This window comes from Acidovorax sp. GW823-FHT05D11 (assembly GCF_058795695.1).
The window spans coordinates 803,380-816,241 of record NZ_CM179502.1; the positions used below are offsets into that span (position 1 = coordinate 803,380).

The window sequence follows — 12,862 nt, forward strand, 5'->3', positions numbered from 1 at the left end:
ACGCCTGTCCCCATTCCCCACGAGGCTCCCATGTCGGCTGTTCCGTCATTCCCGTCCCTTTCCGCCACCGATGGCGACGCGCCACCGCAAGGTCTGGTGATCCGCACTGTGGCGGGCTCTGCCGGCCCGCTGGGGGCCGAGGTGCTGGGCCTGGACCTGTCGCGCCCGCTGGGCCGCGAGGACTTCGCGCGCATCCACCGCGCGCACCTGGACCACCATGTGCTGGTGTTCCGCGACCAGCGCATCACGCCGCAGCAGCACATCGACTTCAGCCGCCTGTTCGGGCCGCTGCAGATCCACGTGCTCAAGAACTTCCAGCTCGCGGACCACCCCGAGATCCTGATCGTCTCCAACATCAAGGATGCGGCCGGCCAGCCCATCGGCCTGGGCGACGCGGGCCACTACTGGCATTCGGACCTGTCGTACAAGGACAAGCCCAGCCTGGGCTCGCTGCTGCACGCGCAGGAGCTGCCGGGCGAAGGCGGCGACACCCTGTTCGCCGACCAGCATGCCGCCTACGATGCGCTGCCCGAAGCGTTGAAGGCGCGCATCGCGCCGCTCCAGGCCGAGCACAGCTACCTGGCCAAGTACGAAGAACTGCGCGCCAGGAGCCCCTGGCGCCCGAAGCTCACCCAGGCGCAGATCGCCGAGGTGGCGCCCTCCATCCACCCCGTGGTGCGCACCCACCCCGAGACGGGCCGCAAGGCCCTGTTCGTGAGCGAGCACTTCACCACGCGCATCGTCGGCCTGCCCGAGGACGAAAGCCAGGCCCTGCTGGCCGAGCTGTTCGCCGCCAGCGTGCGCCCCGAGTTCACCTACCGCCACCCGTGGCAGCCGCACGACCTGGTGTTCTGGGACAACCGGTCTGTCATGCACCTGGCGGCGGGCACGCCAGACACCGAACGCCGCAAGCTGTACAGAACCACGATCGAAGGCGACCTGCCTTTCTGAGTTTGCTCTGTTTTTAATAGCTGTCAGCGCTTGTTGGATAAGCGCTGAGGCCATATTTTGTTTGATTTTTGATTTGAAGGACTTCCATGACCACCTCCACCCACCACCGTTTTGACCGCCGAAGCCTCGGCCGCAAGACCGCCGCGTGGCTCGCTGCCACGGGCCTGCTGCTGGCCGGTGGGTTGAGCGCCACGGCCCATGCTGCTGAAGGCCAGCTGCGCATCGCGCAGCAGTTCGGCATCGTCTACCTGCTGCTCAACGTGGCGCAGGAGAACAAGCTCATCGAGAAGCACGGCAAGGCCGCGGGCGTGGACATCAAGGTCGAGTTTTTGCAGCTGTCGGGCGGTTCGGCCGTCAACGATGCGCTGCTGTCGGGCAACATCGACATCGCCGGTGCCGGCGTGGGCCCGCTGTTCACGCTGTGGGACCGCACCAAGGGCCGCCAGAACGTCAAGGGCGTGGCCTCGCTGGGCAACTTCCCCTACTACCTGGTGAGCAACAACCCGGCCGTGAAGACCATTGCCGACTTCACCGACAAGGACCGCATCGCGCTGCCGGCCGTCGGTGTCTCGGTGCAGTCGCGCGTGCTGCAGATGGCCTCGGCCAAGCTCTGGGGCGACAAGGAGTTCAACCGCCTGGACAAGAACCAGGTGGCCCTGCCGCATCCCGATGCGGCGGCCGCCATCATCAAAGGCGGCACCGAGATCACCGGCCACTTCGGCAACCCGCCCTTCCAGGAGCAGGAGCTGGCCGGCAACCCCAAGGCGAAGATCGTCCTCAACTCGTACGACGTGCTGGGCGGCCCGGCATCGGCCACCGTGCTCTACGCCACGGAGAAGTTCCGCGCCGAGAGCCCCAAGACCTACAAGGCCTTCGTCGATGCGCTCGACGAGGCCGCGAAGTTCGTCGCCGCCAACCCCGAGAAGGCGGCCGACATCTACCTCAAGGTGTCGGGCGGCAATACCGACCGGGGCCTGCTGCTCAAAATCATCCAGAACCCCGAGGTGCAGTTCAAGGTGCGCCCCGAAAACACGCTGGGCATGGGCCAGTTCCTGCACCGCGTGGGCGCCATCAAGAACCAGCCGACCGCGCTCAAGGACTATTTCTTCGAAGACGCGCACACGGCGTCGGGCAACTGAGAGAGTCTCGGGCATGAGCGAGCACACCCTCCGCATGGGCCCCTTCTCGCCGCCGCTGCAGAGCGAACGCAATGCGCTGGAGGACGAGGCGCAGGCACTGGCACTGGGCTGGGCCATGGGCGAGGGCCGTGCCTCCGCCGCGCCCACCCGCCCCAACGCCGCCTTGCTGCAGGTGCAGGGCGTGAGCATCGACTACCGCACGCGCGAGCGCGTGGTGCGCGCCACGCACCGCGTGGGTGTCGACGTGTTTGCGGGCGACCGCTTCGTGCTGCTCGGGGCCTCGGGCTGCGGCAAGTCCACCTTGCTCAAGTCGATCGCCGGCTTCATCGCGCCCAGCGAGGGCCAGATCCTGCTGGACGGCCGCGCCGTCACGCGGCCCGGGCCCGACCGGGTGGTGGTGTTCCAGGAGTTCGACCAGTTGCCCCCGTGGAAGACCGTGCGCGAGAACGTGATGTTCCCGCTGCTGGCCTCGCGCAGCGTGGGCCGCAAGGAGGCGGCCGAACGCGCGGCTCTGTACATCGACAAGGTGGGCCTGTCCAAGTTCGCCGACGTGCATCCGCACCAGCTCTCGGGCGGCATGAAGCAGCGCGTGGCCATTGCGCGCGCGCTGGCCATGCAGCCCCAGGTGCTGCTGATGGACGAACCCTTTGCCGCGCTCGACGCCCTCACGCGCCGGCGCATGCAGGAAGAACTGCTCTCGCTGTGGGACGAGTTTCGCTTCACGCTGATCTTCGTCACGCACTCCATCGAAGAGGCACTGGTGGTGGGCAACCGCATCGCCATCCTCTCGCCGCACCCGGGGCGGCTGCGCGCCGAGGTCAACAGCCACCAGTTCGGGCTGCACAGCCTGGGCGGCACCGAGTTCCAGGCCACGGCCCAGCGCATCCACCGCCTGCTGTTCGACGAACCCGATGCCGGGGCCGTGCCGGGGTCGGTGCAGGCCGATGCCGAAGCTCTGGCACCTGGCCGCCGTGGTGGCGTGCCGCTCATTCCCCCACAGCGGCCTGCGGGTTCGCTGCCCTTCCAGATTTCCGTATGAGTGCCTCCCTGCTGACCCCTCCCGTGCGCCCCGAGTTCGAGCGCAGCCTGGAGCCGCTGGGCGGTATCGCGCCCGTGTTGCCCCTGCCCCTGGCCGCGCGCATCTGGCAGCAGGCCTTTGTGCGCAAGCTCGTGATCCTGGCGGTGCTGGCCGTGCTGTGGGAGGTGGTGGCGCGCTGGCAGGACAACGACCTGCTGCTGCCCACCTTCCTGCAGACCGCCAGGGCGCTGGTCGAAGGCCTGGCCTCGGGCGAGCTGATCGCCAAGACGGCGATCTCGCTGTCGGTGCTGCTCAAGGGCTACCTCGCGGGCATCCTCGGGGCCTTCGTGCTCACCACGCTGGCCGTGTCCACCCAGTTCGGGCGCGACCTGCTGTCCACGCTGACCTCCATGTTCAACCCCTTGCCAGCCATCGCGCTGTTGCCGCTGGCGCTGCTGTGGTTCGGCCTGGGGCAGGGCAGCCTGGTGTTCGTGCTCATCCACTCGGTGCTGTGGCCGCTGGCGCTCAACACGTACGCGGGCTTCCAGTCCGTACCCGAGACCTTGCGCATGGCCGGCCGCAACTACGGCCTCACCGGCATCCGCTATGTGCTGCAGATCTTGGTGCCGGCCGCGCTGCCGTCCATCCTGTCGGGCCTGAAGATCGGCTGGGCCTTTGCCTGGCGCACGCTGATCGCGGCCGAGCTGGTGTTCGGCGCCTCGTCGGGCAAGGGCGGCCTGGGCTGGTACATCTTTCAGAACCGCAATGAGCTCTATACCGACAAGGTGTTCGCGGGACTGGTGCTGGTGATCCTGATCGGCCTGGCGGTGGAGAGCCTGGGTTTCCACACGCTGGAACGGTTGACGGTGCGGCGCTGGGGTGTGCAGCGCTGAAGGGGTCGGCGCCAGCCCGGCGCTCGTGGCGCGGGATGCCGTGAGGGCACGCCGCATGCCTGCGCCGTGGGGGGGCGACCGGGTCTGCAGCCCTACACTGTGGGCATGATCCGCTGGCTTCTCGTCATCTTCCTGGCTCTGATGTTGCTGAGCTGGCTGTCGCCCCTGCTCAGGCGCATGGGGTTTGGCCGCCTGCCCGGCGACCTGCGCTTTCGCTGGCTGGGCCGGGACTGGGACGTGCCCTTGGCGTCGACGCTGCTCCTGAGCTTTGTGGTGAGCCTGCTCACGAAGTTGCTCTGACCCCCTGCGGCACGCGCACCGGGGCAGAATGTGCCGCCGCGCGTGGCGGCTTCAGTCGCCTGCCGCCTGGAGCGCCTGCAGGAACGACCTGCGCCACCAGTGCACGTCATGTTCGCGGATGCGGGCCATGAGCTTTTGGTGGCGAGCCTGGCGCTCGGCCAGCGGCATCTGCAGCGCCTGCTGGATGGTGTCGGCCATGCCCTGGGTGTCGTAGGGGTTCACCAGCAGCGCTTCCTTGAGTTGCTCGGCCGCCCCCGCGAAGCGGGACAGCACCAGCACCCCCGGGTCGTCCGGGTCTTGCGCCACCACGTATTCCTTGGCCACCAGGTTCATGCCGTCGCGCAGCGGCGTGACCAGGCCCACGGCGGCGGCGCGGCACAGGCCCGGTACCCGCTTGCGCGCCACCATGCGGTGGATGTAGCGCACCGGCATCCAGTCCAGCTCGCCATAGTCGCCGTTCACCGCGCCGCACAGCCCCTCCAGCTCCTGGCGCAGGTCGGCATAGGCATGCACGTCGTCGCGCGAGGGCGAGGCGATCATGATCATGGTGGCGCTGTTGCGGTTCTCGGGGTAGCGGTCGAGCAGCTCGCGGTAGGCGCGCACGCGGTGCGGTATGCCCTTGGAGTAGTCCAGCCGGTCGATGCCCAGCAGCAGGCGCCGGCGCGAGTACTCGTCGCGCATGTTCTCGTAGGTTTCCACCGCGTCGGGGGCCTGCGTGAGGCGCGTGAACTCGTCCACGTCGATGCCGATGGGAAAGGCCTTGACGTGCACCGTGGCGCCAAAGGCGCGCAGGCGCTGGGCATCCACCTCCTCGGCACTGCCTTCATTGCGCACGTAGCGCGTGAAGTGCGACACGTCGGCTTCGCTCTGCAGGCCCACGAGGTCGTAGGCGAACAGCGAGCGCATCAGCCATTCGTGCTGCGGGATGGCCGCCATGATGAGCGGCGGCGGCATGGGGATGTGCAGGAAGAAGCCGATGCGCTGCCTGCAGCCCATGGCACGCAGCTCGGCGGCCAGCGGAATCAGGTGGTAGTCGTGCACCCAGATGATGTCGTCGTCGCGCAGCAGGGGCAGCAGCTTGCGCGCGAACATCTGGTTCACGCGCCGGTACCCCGCGATGTAGCGGGTGTTGAAGTCCGCCAGGTCCAGCCGGTAGTGGAACACCGGCCAGAGCACGCTGTTGCTGTAGCCGTGGTAGTACGTGTCATGGTCTTCGCGGCACAGGTCCACGGTGGCGAGCGTCACGGGGCCCGCCTGGCGGGTCTGGAGCTCGCCTTCGCCGGGCGTGCCCGCCTCCGCGATGTTGCCGCTCCAGCCAAACCACAGGCCGCCCGTACGGTTGAGAGTGTCGCCCAGTGCCACGGCCAGACCTCCGGCTGCGGGTTTGCGGGGGTCTGCGATGCGGTTGGATACGACGACGAGGCGGCTCATCCCCCGATCATCGGCGGGGTTGGGGGGCGCCGCCTGTCGGACACGGCCTCAAATCACGCTGTCCCAGGGCGCGGACAGGCGCACGGCGGCGTTGATCACGCCCACCATCGAATAGGTCTGCGGGAAGTTGCCCCACATCTCGCGCGTTTCGGGGTGCGTGTCTTCGGACAGCAGGCCCAGCGGGTTGCGCGCGGCCAGCATGGTCTCGAAGATGGCGCGGGCCTCGGCCTTGCGGCCGATGCGCGCGAGCGCGTCGATGCGCCAGAAGGTGCAGATGTTGAACGCCGTCTCGGGCTTGCCGAAGTCGTCGGCCGCTTCATAACGGCGCATGTACGGGCCGTCGCACAGGCTCTTTTCCATGGCCTCCACCGTGCTCACGAAGCGCGGGTCCCTGGGGTCGATGAGGCCGACCTCGGCCATCAGCAACACGCTGGCATCGAGTTCATGGCCGCCAAAACTCTCGGCGAACGCCTGGCGCGCTTCGCACCAGGATTTGTCGAGGATCTCGGCGCGCATGCGGTCCGCATGCTGCTGCCAGTGGCTGGCGCGGTCTGCCAGTTGCAGGGTGGCGGCGATCTTGGCCAGCCGGTCGCAGGCCGCCCAGCTCATCAGCGCGGACGAGGTGTGCACCCGGGCGCGCGTGCGCAGCTCCCACATGCCCGCATCGGGCTGGCCATAGACGCGCACCGCGTTCTCGCCCACCTGTTCCAGTCGCGTGAATTCGGCCAGGCCCGCGCGGTGCAGCAGGCGGTGGTCGTGGAAGGCCTGGGCCGCGCCCAGCACGATGTTGCCGTACACGTCATGCTGGAAATGCTCGGCTGCCTGGTTGCCCACGCGCACGGGGCCCATGCCCCGGTAGCCCGCCAGCTGGGGCACGAGGCTTTCGGGCAGGTCGTGCTCCAGGCCAATGCCGTACAGCGGCTGGATGTGGCCGTCGCCGCCTTCCACCACCACGTTGCTGAGCCAGCGCAGGTAGTCCTCCATGGTGCCGACCTCGGAGATGCTGTTGAGCGCGCGCACCACGAAGAACGCGTCGCGCAGCCAGCAGAAGCGGTAGTCCCAGTTGCGCCCGCTGTGGGCGGATTCGGGGATGCTGGTGGTCATGGCGGCCACGATGGCGCCGGTGTCCTCGTACAGCGAGAGCTTGAGCGTGATGGCCGCGCGGATCACCGCGTCCTGCCACTCCAGCGGCACGGCCAGGGCGCGGGTCCAGTTGCGCCAGTACGAGGTGGTTTCCTGCTCGAACAGGCGGGCGGTGTCGGCGATGCCCTCCACCAGCGTCTCGTCGGCTCCCAGCAGGAAGTTGTGTTCGCGCGTGAGCACGAAGGCCTGGCCCGACAGCACGTGCGAGACCGGCGCATCGGTGGACAGGCGCAGCGTCATGCCCTCGCCCACATAGCGGATGTGGTTGCTGCCGCGCGTGATCCGGGGTTCCGTCTGCCCCCAGTCGTAGCGCACCTTGAGCGCCACGCGGATGCGCGGCGCGCCCTGGATGGGGCGCACCCGGCGTACCAGCGTCATGGGCCGGAAGTAGCGCGAGCGGCTGTAGAAGCGCGGGGCGAAGTCGGTGATCTCGATGCCGTGGCCCGCCTTGTCGAACAGCTGCGTGCGCAGGATCGCGGTGTTGGGCTCGTACCACTGGTGGGCCGAGGCCAGGTCTTCCAGTTCGACGGCGAAGTGGCTGCCCTCATCGCCGGGCTGCAGCAGGGCGTTGAAGACCGGGTCGCCGTCGAACCGGGGCAGGCAGCACCACACCATGCGGGCGTGGTCGTCGATCAGCGCGCTGATGGCGCAGTTGCCAATCATGCCCAGGTTCAAGGACCCGGGCTGGGGTTCGGTGGCTGGCGTGTTCATCGTTCGCGCTCCCAGGTGGTGCGTGCAGAAGACAGCCAGCCGCGCAGCGCGGCGGATGTCATGCAGCGGTGTTGTGCCATGGTCGGCCCCTCGCCGACCTTGATGCCCCATCCCCCCAGCGCCTGCACGGCGGCAAAGCCGGCCTCGTCGGTGACGTCGTCGCCCACGAAGACCGGCGTGCGGCCCGCGAACGGCGGCTGGGTCATGAAGTCGACGATGGCCTGGCCCTTGTGGACTCCACGGGGCTTGACTTCAAAGACACATTTGCCGCGCAGCAGTTCCACGCCGTCCACATGCTGCATCGCGCGCACCAGGGTGTCGTGGCACAACGCTTCCAGCGGGGGGGCCAGGCGGTAGTGCAAGGCCACGCTGGCGCGCTTGGCCTCCACCAGCAGGCCGGGGTGCCGCGCCGCGAGGTTCCGCGCGGCCTGCAGGACGGGCGCCAGGTCCGGCGGCTCGATGGCGGGGTGGGAGGTGTCGCCCAGGCGGTATTGCGCCCCGTGTTCGCTGGCCAGCGGCAGGCGCAGCGGCGCGAGGAATCCATCGATGTCGGACTCGGGCCGCCCGGTCACGATGGCCAGCGCCCCCCCCAGATGGGCATGCAGGGACGCCAGTGTGGGAACCAGGCCGGAGGCTACGCGCACCGCCTCGGGGCGCGGTGCCAACTCGGTCAGCGTGCCGTCGAAATCGAGAAAAAGCGCATGGGCAGTTGTCAGTAACGGGAGCAGCTGCATGGGGCAGGACCTTAGCAGATGGCGCTAAACCGCCTCCCGTGGAAGGGGGCTTTGGCCGTGGTAATCGTGCGTAACTTCCTGCCACTGGCCGTGCGCGGGTTTGCGCCGGGCGAAGAGTTGCCGGCCGCGGCTTGAAATGCCGCGCCTTGGCCGCACTGTGCAGAAGGAAGCGATCCCCTTACCCCTCCACCCACCACGTCCACCGCATGACCGACGCCCTGCACATCGTCTGCCCGCACTGCCACACCACCAACCGCGTGCAAGGCGCCGACCTGGCCAGCGCGCCCGACTGCGGCAAATGCCACCAGCCCCTGTTCGCGGGCGCGCCGCTTGCGCTCGACGCCGACACTTTTGATCGCCATGTGGGCCGAAGCCACATCCCGGTGCTGGTCGATTTCTGGGCGCCGTGGTGCGGGCCATGCCGGCAAATGGCCCCGGCGTTCGCGCAGGCCGCCCGCGAGCTGGAGCCGCGCGTGCGCCTGGCCAAGCTCGACACCGAAGAGCACCAGGCGATCGCGGCGCGCTATGCGATCCGCAGCATTCCGACCATGATCCTCTTCCAGCAGGGGCGCGAGGTGGCGCGCATCTCGGGGGCGCTCGGCGCGGCGGACATCGTGCGCTGGGTGCGGACGGCGGTGGGCTAAAAAAAAGCCCACGCGTCAGCGAATTCCGAGCGCCCGGTCGAGCGACACCTTGCCCGCGCCGCGCCCCGCCAGGTACAGCAGCAACCCCGCCCACGACAGGTGCGTGGGCCAGGCATCGGGGTAGACAAACACCTGGATGACCAGCGTCATGCCGAGCAAGGCCAGTGCGGACAGGCGCGTGCACAGGCCCAGCACCAGAAGGACAGGGAACACATGTTCGGCCACGGTGGCCATCTGCGCAGCCAGCTCCGGCGCGATCAGGGGCAGCCGGTACTCCTCGCGGAAGAGCGCATAGGCGCTGTCGGAGAGGGTGAACCAGCCCTCGACCTTGGTGCGCGCCGATCGCCAGAAGATGCCCGCCACCGCCACCCGGTTGACCAGGGCCAGCAGGCCGTGCGGGGTGAGGCGGGCGGCGGCATCGGCCAGCCGTGCCAGCAGCACGCGGGGGCCCTTGGCGGGGGCGGTGGGGAAGTGGGTGGTTGTTGCCATGGGGGCTCCTCAGCCTGTGTGTGAAGGGGGCGGGACCAGGGCGCCCGCGTCCAGCAGGGCGCCCATCAGCGCGGCAAGATCGGTGGCGGGGTCGGTGGCCAGTGCGCAGGTGGCGGCAGCCTCCAGGGGCAGGCCCCCGGCACAGGCGTCCAGCAGGGCCATCCCCGCACGCGATAGGGGGCGCCATGCCACTTCGGCCCGGGGCCGGGTGAGCAGGCCGCCATCACCTACCCAGGCCAGGTGCGTGGGGATGTCCAGGCCATCGCGGTGCCTTTGCCACAGGGCGTAGGCGGGGTGTTCGTCGCACCAGGGCCAGCGCGCTGCGGGGTGCGGCCGCAGCCGCATGCCGGGCAGCGCACCGGGCGCTTGCCGGGCCCACCAGCCACGGTCCACGGCGGTGGCATCCGCCGCCAGGTGGCATTCGGTCCAGCAGCGGTCCAGGCGCGCCACCGCGGGCAGGTAGGGCAGCCCGGCGGCCGGTTCGAACCCGGCCAGAAAACCGCCAAACCCCGCGCCGTAGTCCATCAGCAGCCCGTCACGGGGCGGCCGCGCACGGGCATACACCCCCGCTGCCGCGCGGAACCAGTCTTCGCCCACCAGCTGGCACACCGTGGGGTAGCTGGCCTGCAGGGCGTCGATGCAGCCCTTGAGCACGGTGTTGCGGTACACGGCAAAGCCGGGCTGGGCCTCCAGGGCCGCTGACCACGCGGTGGCCGGGGCACGGCCGGTGCCGAGCAGGGCGGCCGAGAAACCGTCCTGAAATTCGGTCAGCTGCATGCGGCCTCCCCGGCGTGCGCGGCCATGAGTGCGTGGTGGGCCTGGTTGCGCTCGCCCAGCAGTTCACTGAAGCCGGGCAGGTTGCCATCGCGCTCGATGAGGGTGGGGATGGGACCTGTGCGCTCGATCACGCGTTGGTACAGCGCCCACACGGCGGGCGCCACCGGGGCGTCGTGGCTGTCGATGAGCAAGGCGTTGCCATGCACCGGGTCGGCGTGGTGGCCCGCCAGGTGGATCTCGGCCACGGCGTGCAGAGGGAACGCCTCCAGGTACGCCTGCGCGCAAAAGCCCAGGTTGCTCGCGCTGACATGGACGTTGTTCACGTCCAGCAGCAGGCCGCAGCCGGTGCGGCGCACCAGCTCGGCCAGGAATTCGGTTTCGGCCCAGTCGTGGCCGTCGATGTGCAGGTAGTGCGCGGGGTTCTCGATGGCGATGGGCCGCTGCAGCACGTCCTGCGTGCGGGCGATGTTGCCAGCGATGCGGTGCAGCGCCGCGTGCGTGCGGGGAAACGGCAGCAGGTCGGGCAGGTACTGCCCGCGCCAGCGGGACCACGCCAGGTGTTCGGACACCAGGACGGGTTCCACGCGCCGCGCCAGTGCGGCCAGGCGGGCCAGGTGCGCTGTGTCGGGCGGTTCATCGGCAGCGAGCGACAGGGACACGCCATGCAGCGCCACGGGGTGGCGCGCGCGGATGGCTTCCAGCCAGGCCAGGCGCGGGCCGCCGTCGGCCAGGTAGTTCTCGGGGTGCACCTCCCACCACAGGCCGGGGGCGGTGCACCGCAGCGCCTCGTCGTAGTGCAGGGGCTTGAGGCCCAGGCCGGCGGTGGAAAGCGCCATGGCCTCAGGCCTTGGCGGGTGTCAGCGAACCCATGCCCTTGGGCGTCTTGATCGATGCGCAGGTGCCCGCGGGCACGAACTTCCAGGCGTTGCCCTGGTAGTCCATCTTCGAGGTGCCGGCGCAGGTGGTGCCGGGGCCGGCGGCGCAATCGTTCTTTCCGGCCATCGAGACGCCGTAGCACTTCTCCATGGCGGGCTTGGCGCCGTCCATCGGGGCGGTCTGGGCGATGGCGGCGCCAGAGGCCAGGGCGGCAAGGGCCAGGGCGCCGAGGCTGAGGGTGCGTGTGGTCATGGTGGGATCTCCAAGGGTTGAGAGTTGCATCCGACCGGGGCGCTGCACGAAGGTGGATTCCAGCTGCCCGATCTGCGTTGTAATTCGCGCAGTGCGGCGGGCCGGTTACGGCGCTGCGCAAAAAAATGCGGTGGCAGTGCAAGAAAATTTTTTGCGGTGCCTGTAACCCGTTGGCCCCGGCATACGAATTGCCTGCAGGGAGACGCCATGGAGATTGTGGAAGAGCGCCTGCGCGGTTTGCTGCTGCAGGGGCTGGATGCCGATGCAGCCGCTTACCAGCGCTTTCTGAAGGAGCTGAGCGCGCACCTGCGCGCCTTCCTGCGCCGCCGCCTGGCGCAGCGGCCCGATGAGGTGGAGGACCTGGTGCAGGAAACACTGCTGGCGGTGCACAACCAGCGCCACACCTACCGGCCCGAGATGCCGGTGACGGCCTGGGCGCATGCGATTGCGCGCTACAAGCTCATCGACTGGCTGCGTTCGCACGCCGTGAAGGAAGGGCGCAACGACCCGCTGGACGATGCCAGCGAGCTGTTTGCCAGCAGCGACAGCGAGGCCGCCGAAGCCCGGCGCGACCTGGGGCAGCTGCTGCGCACCTTGCCGGACAAGCAGCGCCTGCCGATCGAGTACGTGAAGCTGGAAGGTCTGTCGGTGGTCGAGACGGCGCGCCTCACGGGGCTGTCGGAGTCGGCCGTCAAGGTCGGCGTGCACCGGGGGCTCAAGGCCCTGGCCGCCAGGATCAGGGATATGACTCACGCAAAACAGGGCTTGCGCAAATCCCCCGCCACGGCCGACGGGTCGTTGGCGCGTCCTGATTTGCGCAAGTCCCAGGAGGAATGGCATGAAAACCGATGAATTGATCCACCTGCTGGCCGCTGATGGCGGACCGGTGCGGACCACCGCGATAGAGCAACGGTTTGCCGTGGCCGCCGCCGTGGGCATTGCCGGTGCCGGGGTGCTGATGCTGGGCCTGTTCGGCCTGCGCCCGGACCTGCCGGCGACCCTGGCGCAGCCCATGTTCTGGGGCAAGCTGGTGTTTGCCGCTGCACTGGCCGCCGCCGGGCTGGCGCTGCTGCGCCGCATGGCCCGGCCGGGCATGGCGGTGCGGCCTGCGGCGCTGCTGCTGGCGGTGCCGCCGCTGCTGCTGTGGGCCCTGGCCCTGCTGGCCCTGTCGCAGGTGACGGCGGCGGAGCGGGTGCCGCTCATCCTGGGCAGCACCTGGCGCACCTGTCCGTTCAATATCGCCGCGCTGTCGGTGCCTGCGCTGGCCGCGGGCTTCTGGGCCCTGAAGGGTGCCGCACCCACCCGCCTGGCCTGGACGGGCGCGGGTGCCGGCCTGCTGGCGGGCGCGCTGGGCGCGCTGGTGTATGCCCTGCATTGCCCCGAGATGGCCGCGCCGTTCCTGGCGGTCTGGTACCTGGCGGGCATGGCCCTCCCGACGGCGCTGGGGGCCGTGCTGGGGCCGCGCCTGCTGCGCTGGTAGCCGCTATCGGCGCAGGCCCGGCGG

At 69.3% G+C, this 12,862-nt stretch carries 15 protein-coding genes; 8 read left to right on the plus strand and 7 right to left on the minus strand.

Features of this window, described 5'->3' with window-relative positions:
- The first annotated feature begins 30 nt into the window (after positions 1 to 30).
- From AC3RCE_RS03680 to AC3RCE_RS03700, 5 genes are all read left to right on the plus strand, one after another.
- Positions 31 to 951 (plus strand): TauD/TfdA dioxygenase family protein, encoded by a 921-nt coding sequence (locus AC3RCE_RS03680; protein WP_218340549.1) that lies wholly within the window; start codon positions 31 to 33, stop codon positions 949 to 951.
- Between the two features lie 86 nt (positions 952 to 1,037).
- Positions 1,038 to 2,090 carry an ABC transporter substrate-binding protein gene (locus tag AC3RCE_RS03685; RefSeq protein WP_369641321.1) on the plus strand — a complete coding sequence of 351 codons (1,053 nt, stop codon included), beginning with the start codon at positions 1,038 to 1,040 and terminating at the stop codon, positions 2,088 to 2,090.
- A 13-nt stretch (positions 2,091 to 2,103) separates the two neighbouring features.
- Positions 2,104 to 3,129 (plus strand): ABC transporter ATP-binding protein, encoded by a 1,026-nt coding sequence (locus AC3RCE_RS03690; RefSeq protein ID WP_492254556.1) that lies wholly within the window; start codon positions 2,104 to 2,106, stop codon positions 3,127 to 3,129.
- Positions 3,126 to 4,001 carry an ABC transporter permease gene (locus AC3RCE_RS03695; protein ID WP_369641322.1) on the plus strand — a complete coding sequence of 292 codons (876 nt, stop codon included), beginning with the start codon at positions 3,126 to 3,128 and terminating at the stop codon, positions 3,999 to 4,001. Before AC3RCE_RS03690 ends, AC3RCE_RS03695 begins: the two co-directional genes overlap by 4 nt.
- A gap of 105 nt (positions 4,002 to 4,106) precedes the next feature.
- Positions 4,107 to 4,301, plus strand: a complete 195-nt coding sequence (locus AC3RCE_RS03700; RefSeq protein WP_056164478.1) for a DUF2905 domain-containing protein — start codon at positions 4,107 to 4,109, stop codon at positions 4,299 to 4,301.
- Between the two features lie 51 nt (positions 4,302 to 4,352).
- Here AC3RCE_RS03700 and otsA read toward each other — a convergent pair whose 3' ends face one another.
- Genes otsA through otsB form a run of 3 tightly spaced genes read right to left on the minus strand, consistent with a single transcriptional unit; the run spans position 4,353 to position 8,320 of the window.
- The gene (gene otsA, locus AC3RCE_RS03705; protein WP_218293127.1) at positions 4,353 to 5,732 is read right to left on the minus strand and encodes an alpha,alpha-trehalose-phosphate synthase (UDP-forming); all 1,380 of its coding nucleotides are present in this window, start codon (positions 5,730 to 5,732) and stop codon (positions 4,353 to 4,355) included.
- Positions 5,733 to 5,780: 48 nt separating this feature from the next.
- Entirely contained in the window at positions 5,781 to 7,586 is a 1,806-nt protein-coding gene (locus tag AC3RCE_RS03710) for a glycoside hydrolase family 15 protein (RefSeq protein WP_218340545.1), read from the minus strand.
- Positions 7,583 to 8,320, minus strand: a complete 738-nt coding sequence (gene otsB, locus AC3RCE_RS03715) for a trehalose-phosphatase (RefSeq protein ID WP_369641323.1) — start codon at positions 8,318 to 8,320, stop codon at positions 7,583 to 7,585. The genes AC3RCE_RS03710 and otsB overlap by 4 nt, the downstream gene beginning before the upstream one ends.
- Before the next feature lie 206 nt (positions 8,321 to 8,526).
- Here otsB and trxC point away from each other — a divergent pair, with 206 nt between their 5' ends.
- Positions 8,527 to 8,964, plus strand: a complete 438-nt coding sequence (gene trxC / locus AC3RCE_RS03720; protein WP_492254557.1) for a thioredoxin TrxC — start codon at positions 8,527 to 8,529, stop codon at positions 8,962 to 8,964.
- 15 nt (positions 8,965 to 8,979) lie between these two features.
- Here the strand turns inward: trxC and AC3RCE_RS03725 are convergent, their stop codons facing one another.
- From AC3RCE_RS03725 to AC3RCE_RS03740, 4 genes are read right to left on the minus strand one after another with little or no spacing between them, the layout of a single operon-like run.
- On the minus strand, positions 8,980 to 9,453 hold the full coding sequence (locus AC3RCE_RS03725; RefSeq protein ID WP_218293131.1) for a DoxX family protein: 474 nt from the start codon (positions 9,451 to 9,453) through the stop codon (positions 8,980 to 8,982).
- A 9-nt stretch (positions 9,454 to 9,462) separates the two neighbouring features.
- Positions 9,463 to 10,230, minus strand: coding sequence for an HvfC/BufC N-terminal domain-containing protein (locus AC3RCE_RS03730; protein WP_492254558.1), 768 nt, complete (start codon positions 10,228 to 10,230; stop codon positions 9,463 to 9,465).
- On the minus strand, positions 10,221 to 11,066 hold the full coding sequence (gene bufB / locus AC3RCE_RS03735) for an MNIO family bufferin maturase (RefSeq protein WP_492254559.1): 846 nt from the start codon (positions 11,064 to 11,066) through the stop codon (positions 10,221 to 10,223). Before bufB ends, AC3RCE_RS03730 begins: the two co-directional genes overlap by 10 nt.
- A 4-nt stretch (positions 11,067 to 11,070) precedes the next feature.
- Complete coding sequence (locus tag AC3RCE_RS03740; RefSeq protein ID WP_218293134.1) at positions 11,071 to 11,358, minus strand: BufA1 family periplasmic bufferin-type metallophore; 288 nt, start codon at positions 11,356 to 11,358, stop codon at positions 11,071 to 11,073.
- Positions 11,359 to 11,565: 207 nt separating this feature from the next.
- Here AC3RCE_RS03740 and AC3RCE_RS03745 point away from each other — a divergent pair, with 207 nt between their 5' ends.
- Entirely contained in the window at positions 11,566 to 12,210 is a 645-nt protein-coding gene (locus AC3RCE_RS03745) for a sigma-70 family RNA polymerase sigma factor (RefSeq protein WP_218340541.1), read from the plus strand.
- Complete coding sequence (locus AC3RCE_RS03750; protein WP_492254560.1) at positions 12,197 to 12,838, plus strand: NrsF family protein; 642 nt, start codon at positions 12,197 to 12,199, stop codon at positions 12,836 to 12,838. The genes AC3RCE_RS03745 and AC3RCE_RS03750 overlap by 14 nt, the downstream gene beginning before the upstream one ends.
- Positions 12,839 to 12,862: the final 24 nt, after the last annotated feature.

Excerpts from the sequence above, each read along its gene's own strand:
- AC3RCE_RS03680 (WP_218340549.1), top strand. The coding sequence starts at position 31 with ATGTCGGCTGTTCCGTCATTCCCGTCCCTTTCCGCCACCGATGGCGAC.
- AC3RCE_RS03685 (WP_369641321.1), top strand. The coding sequence starts at position 1,038 with ATGACCACCTCCACCCACCACCGTTTTGACCGCCGAAGCCTCGGCCGC.
- AC3RCE_RS03690 (WP_492254556.1), top strand. The coding sequence starts at position 2,104 with ATGAGCGAGCACACCCTCCGCATGGGCCCCTTCTCGCCGCCGCTGCAG.
- AC3RCE_RS03695 (WP_369641322.1), top strand. The coding sequence starts at position 3,126 with ATGAGTGCCTCCCTGCTGACCCCTCCCGTGCGCCCCGAGTTCGAGCGC.
- AC3RCE_RS03700 (WP_056164478.1), top strand. The coding sequence starts at position 4,107 with ATGATCCGCTGGCTTCTCGTCATCTTCCTGGCTCTGATGTTGCTGAGC.
- otsA (WP_218293127.1), bottom strand. The coding sequence starts at position 5,732 with ATGAGCCGCCTCGTCGTCGTATCCAACCGCATCGCAGACCCCCGCAAA.
- AC3RCE_RS03710 (WP_218340545.1), bottom strand. The coding sequence starts at position 7,586 with ATGAACACGCCAGCCACCGAACCCCAGCCCGGGTCCTTGAACCTGGGC.
- otsB (WP_369641323.1), bottom strand. The coding sequence starts at position 8,320 with ATGCAGCTGCTCCCGTTACTGACAACTGCCCATGCGCTTTTTCTCGAT.
- trxC (WP_492254557.1), top strand. The coding sequence starts at position 8,527 with ATGACCGACGCCCTGCACATCGTCTGCCCGCACTGCCACACCACCAAC.
- AC3RCE_RS03725 (WP_218293131.1), bottom strand. The coding sequence starts at position 9,453 with ATGGCAACAACCACCCACTTCCCCACCGCCCCCGCCAAGGGCCCCCGC.
- AC3RCE_RS03730 (WP_492254558.1), bottom strand. The coding sequence starts at position 10,230 with ATGCAGCTGACCGAATTTCAGGACGGTTTCTCGGCCGCCCTGCTCGGC.
- bufB (WP_492254559.1), bottom strand. The coding sequence starts at position 11,066 with ATGGCGCTTTCCACCGCCGGCCTGGGCCTCAAGCCCCTGCACTACGAC.
- AC3RCE_RS03740 (WP_218293134.1), bottom strand. The coding sequence starts at position 11,358 with ATGACCACACGCACCCTCAGCCTCGGCGCCCTGGCCCTTGCCGCCCTG.
- AC3RCE_RS03745 (WP_218340541.1), top strand. The coding sequence starts at position 11,566 with ATGGAGATTGTGGAAGAGCGCCTGCGCGGTTTGCTGCTGCAGGGGCTG.
- AC3RCE_RS03750 (WP_492254560.1), top strand. The coding sequence starts at position 12,197 with ATGAAAACCGATGAATTGATCCACCTGCTGGCCGCTGATGGCGGACCG.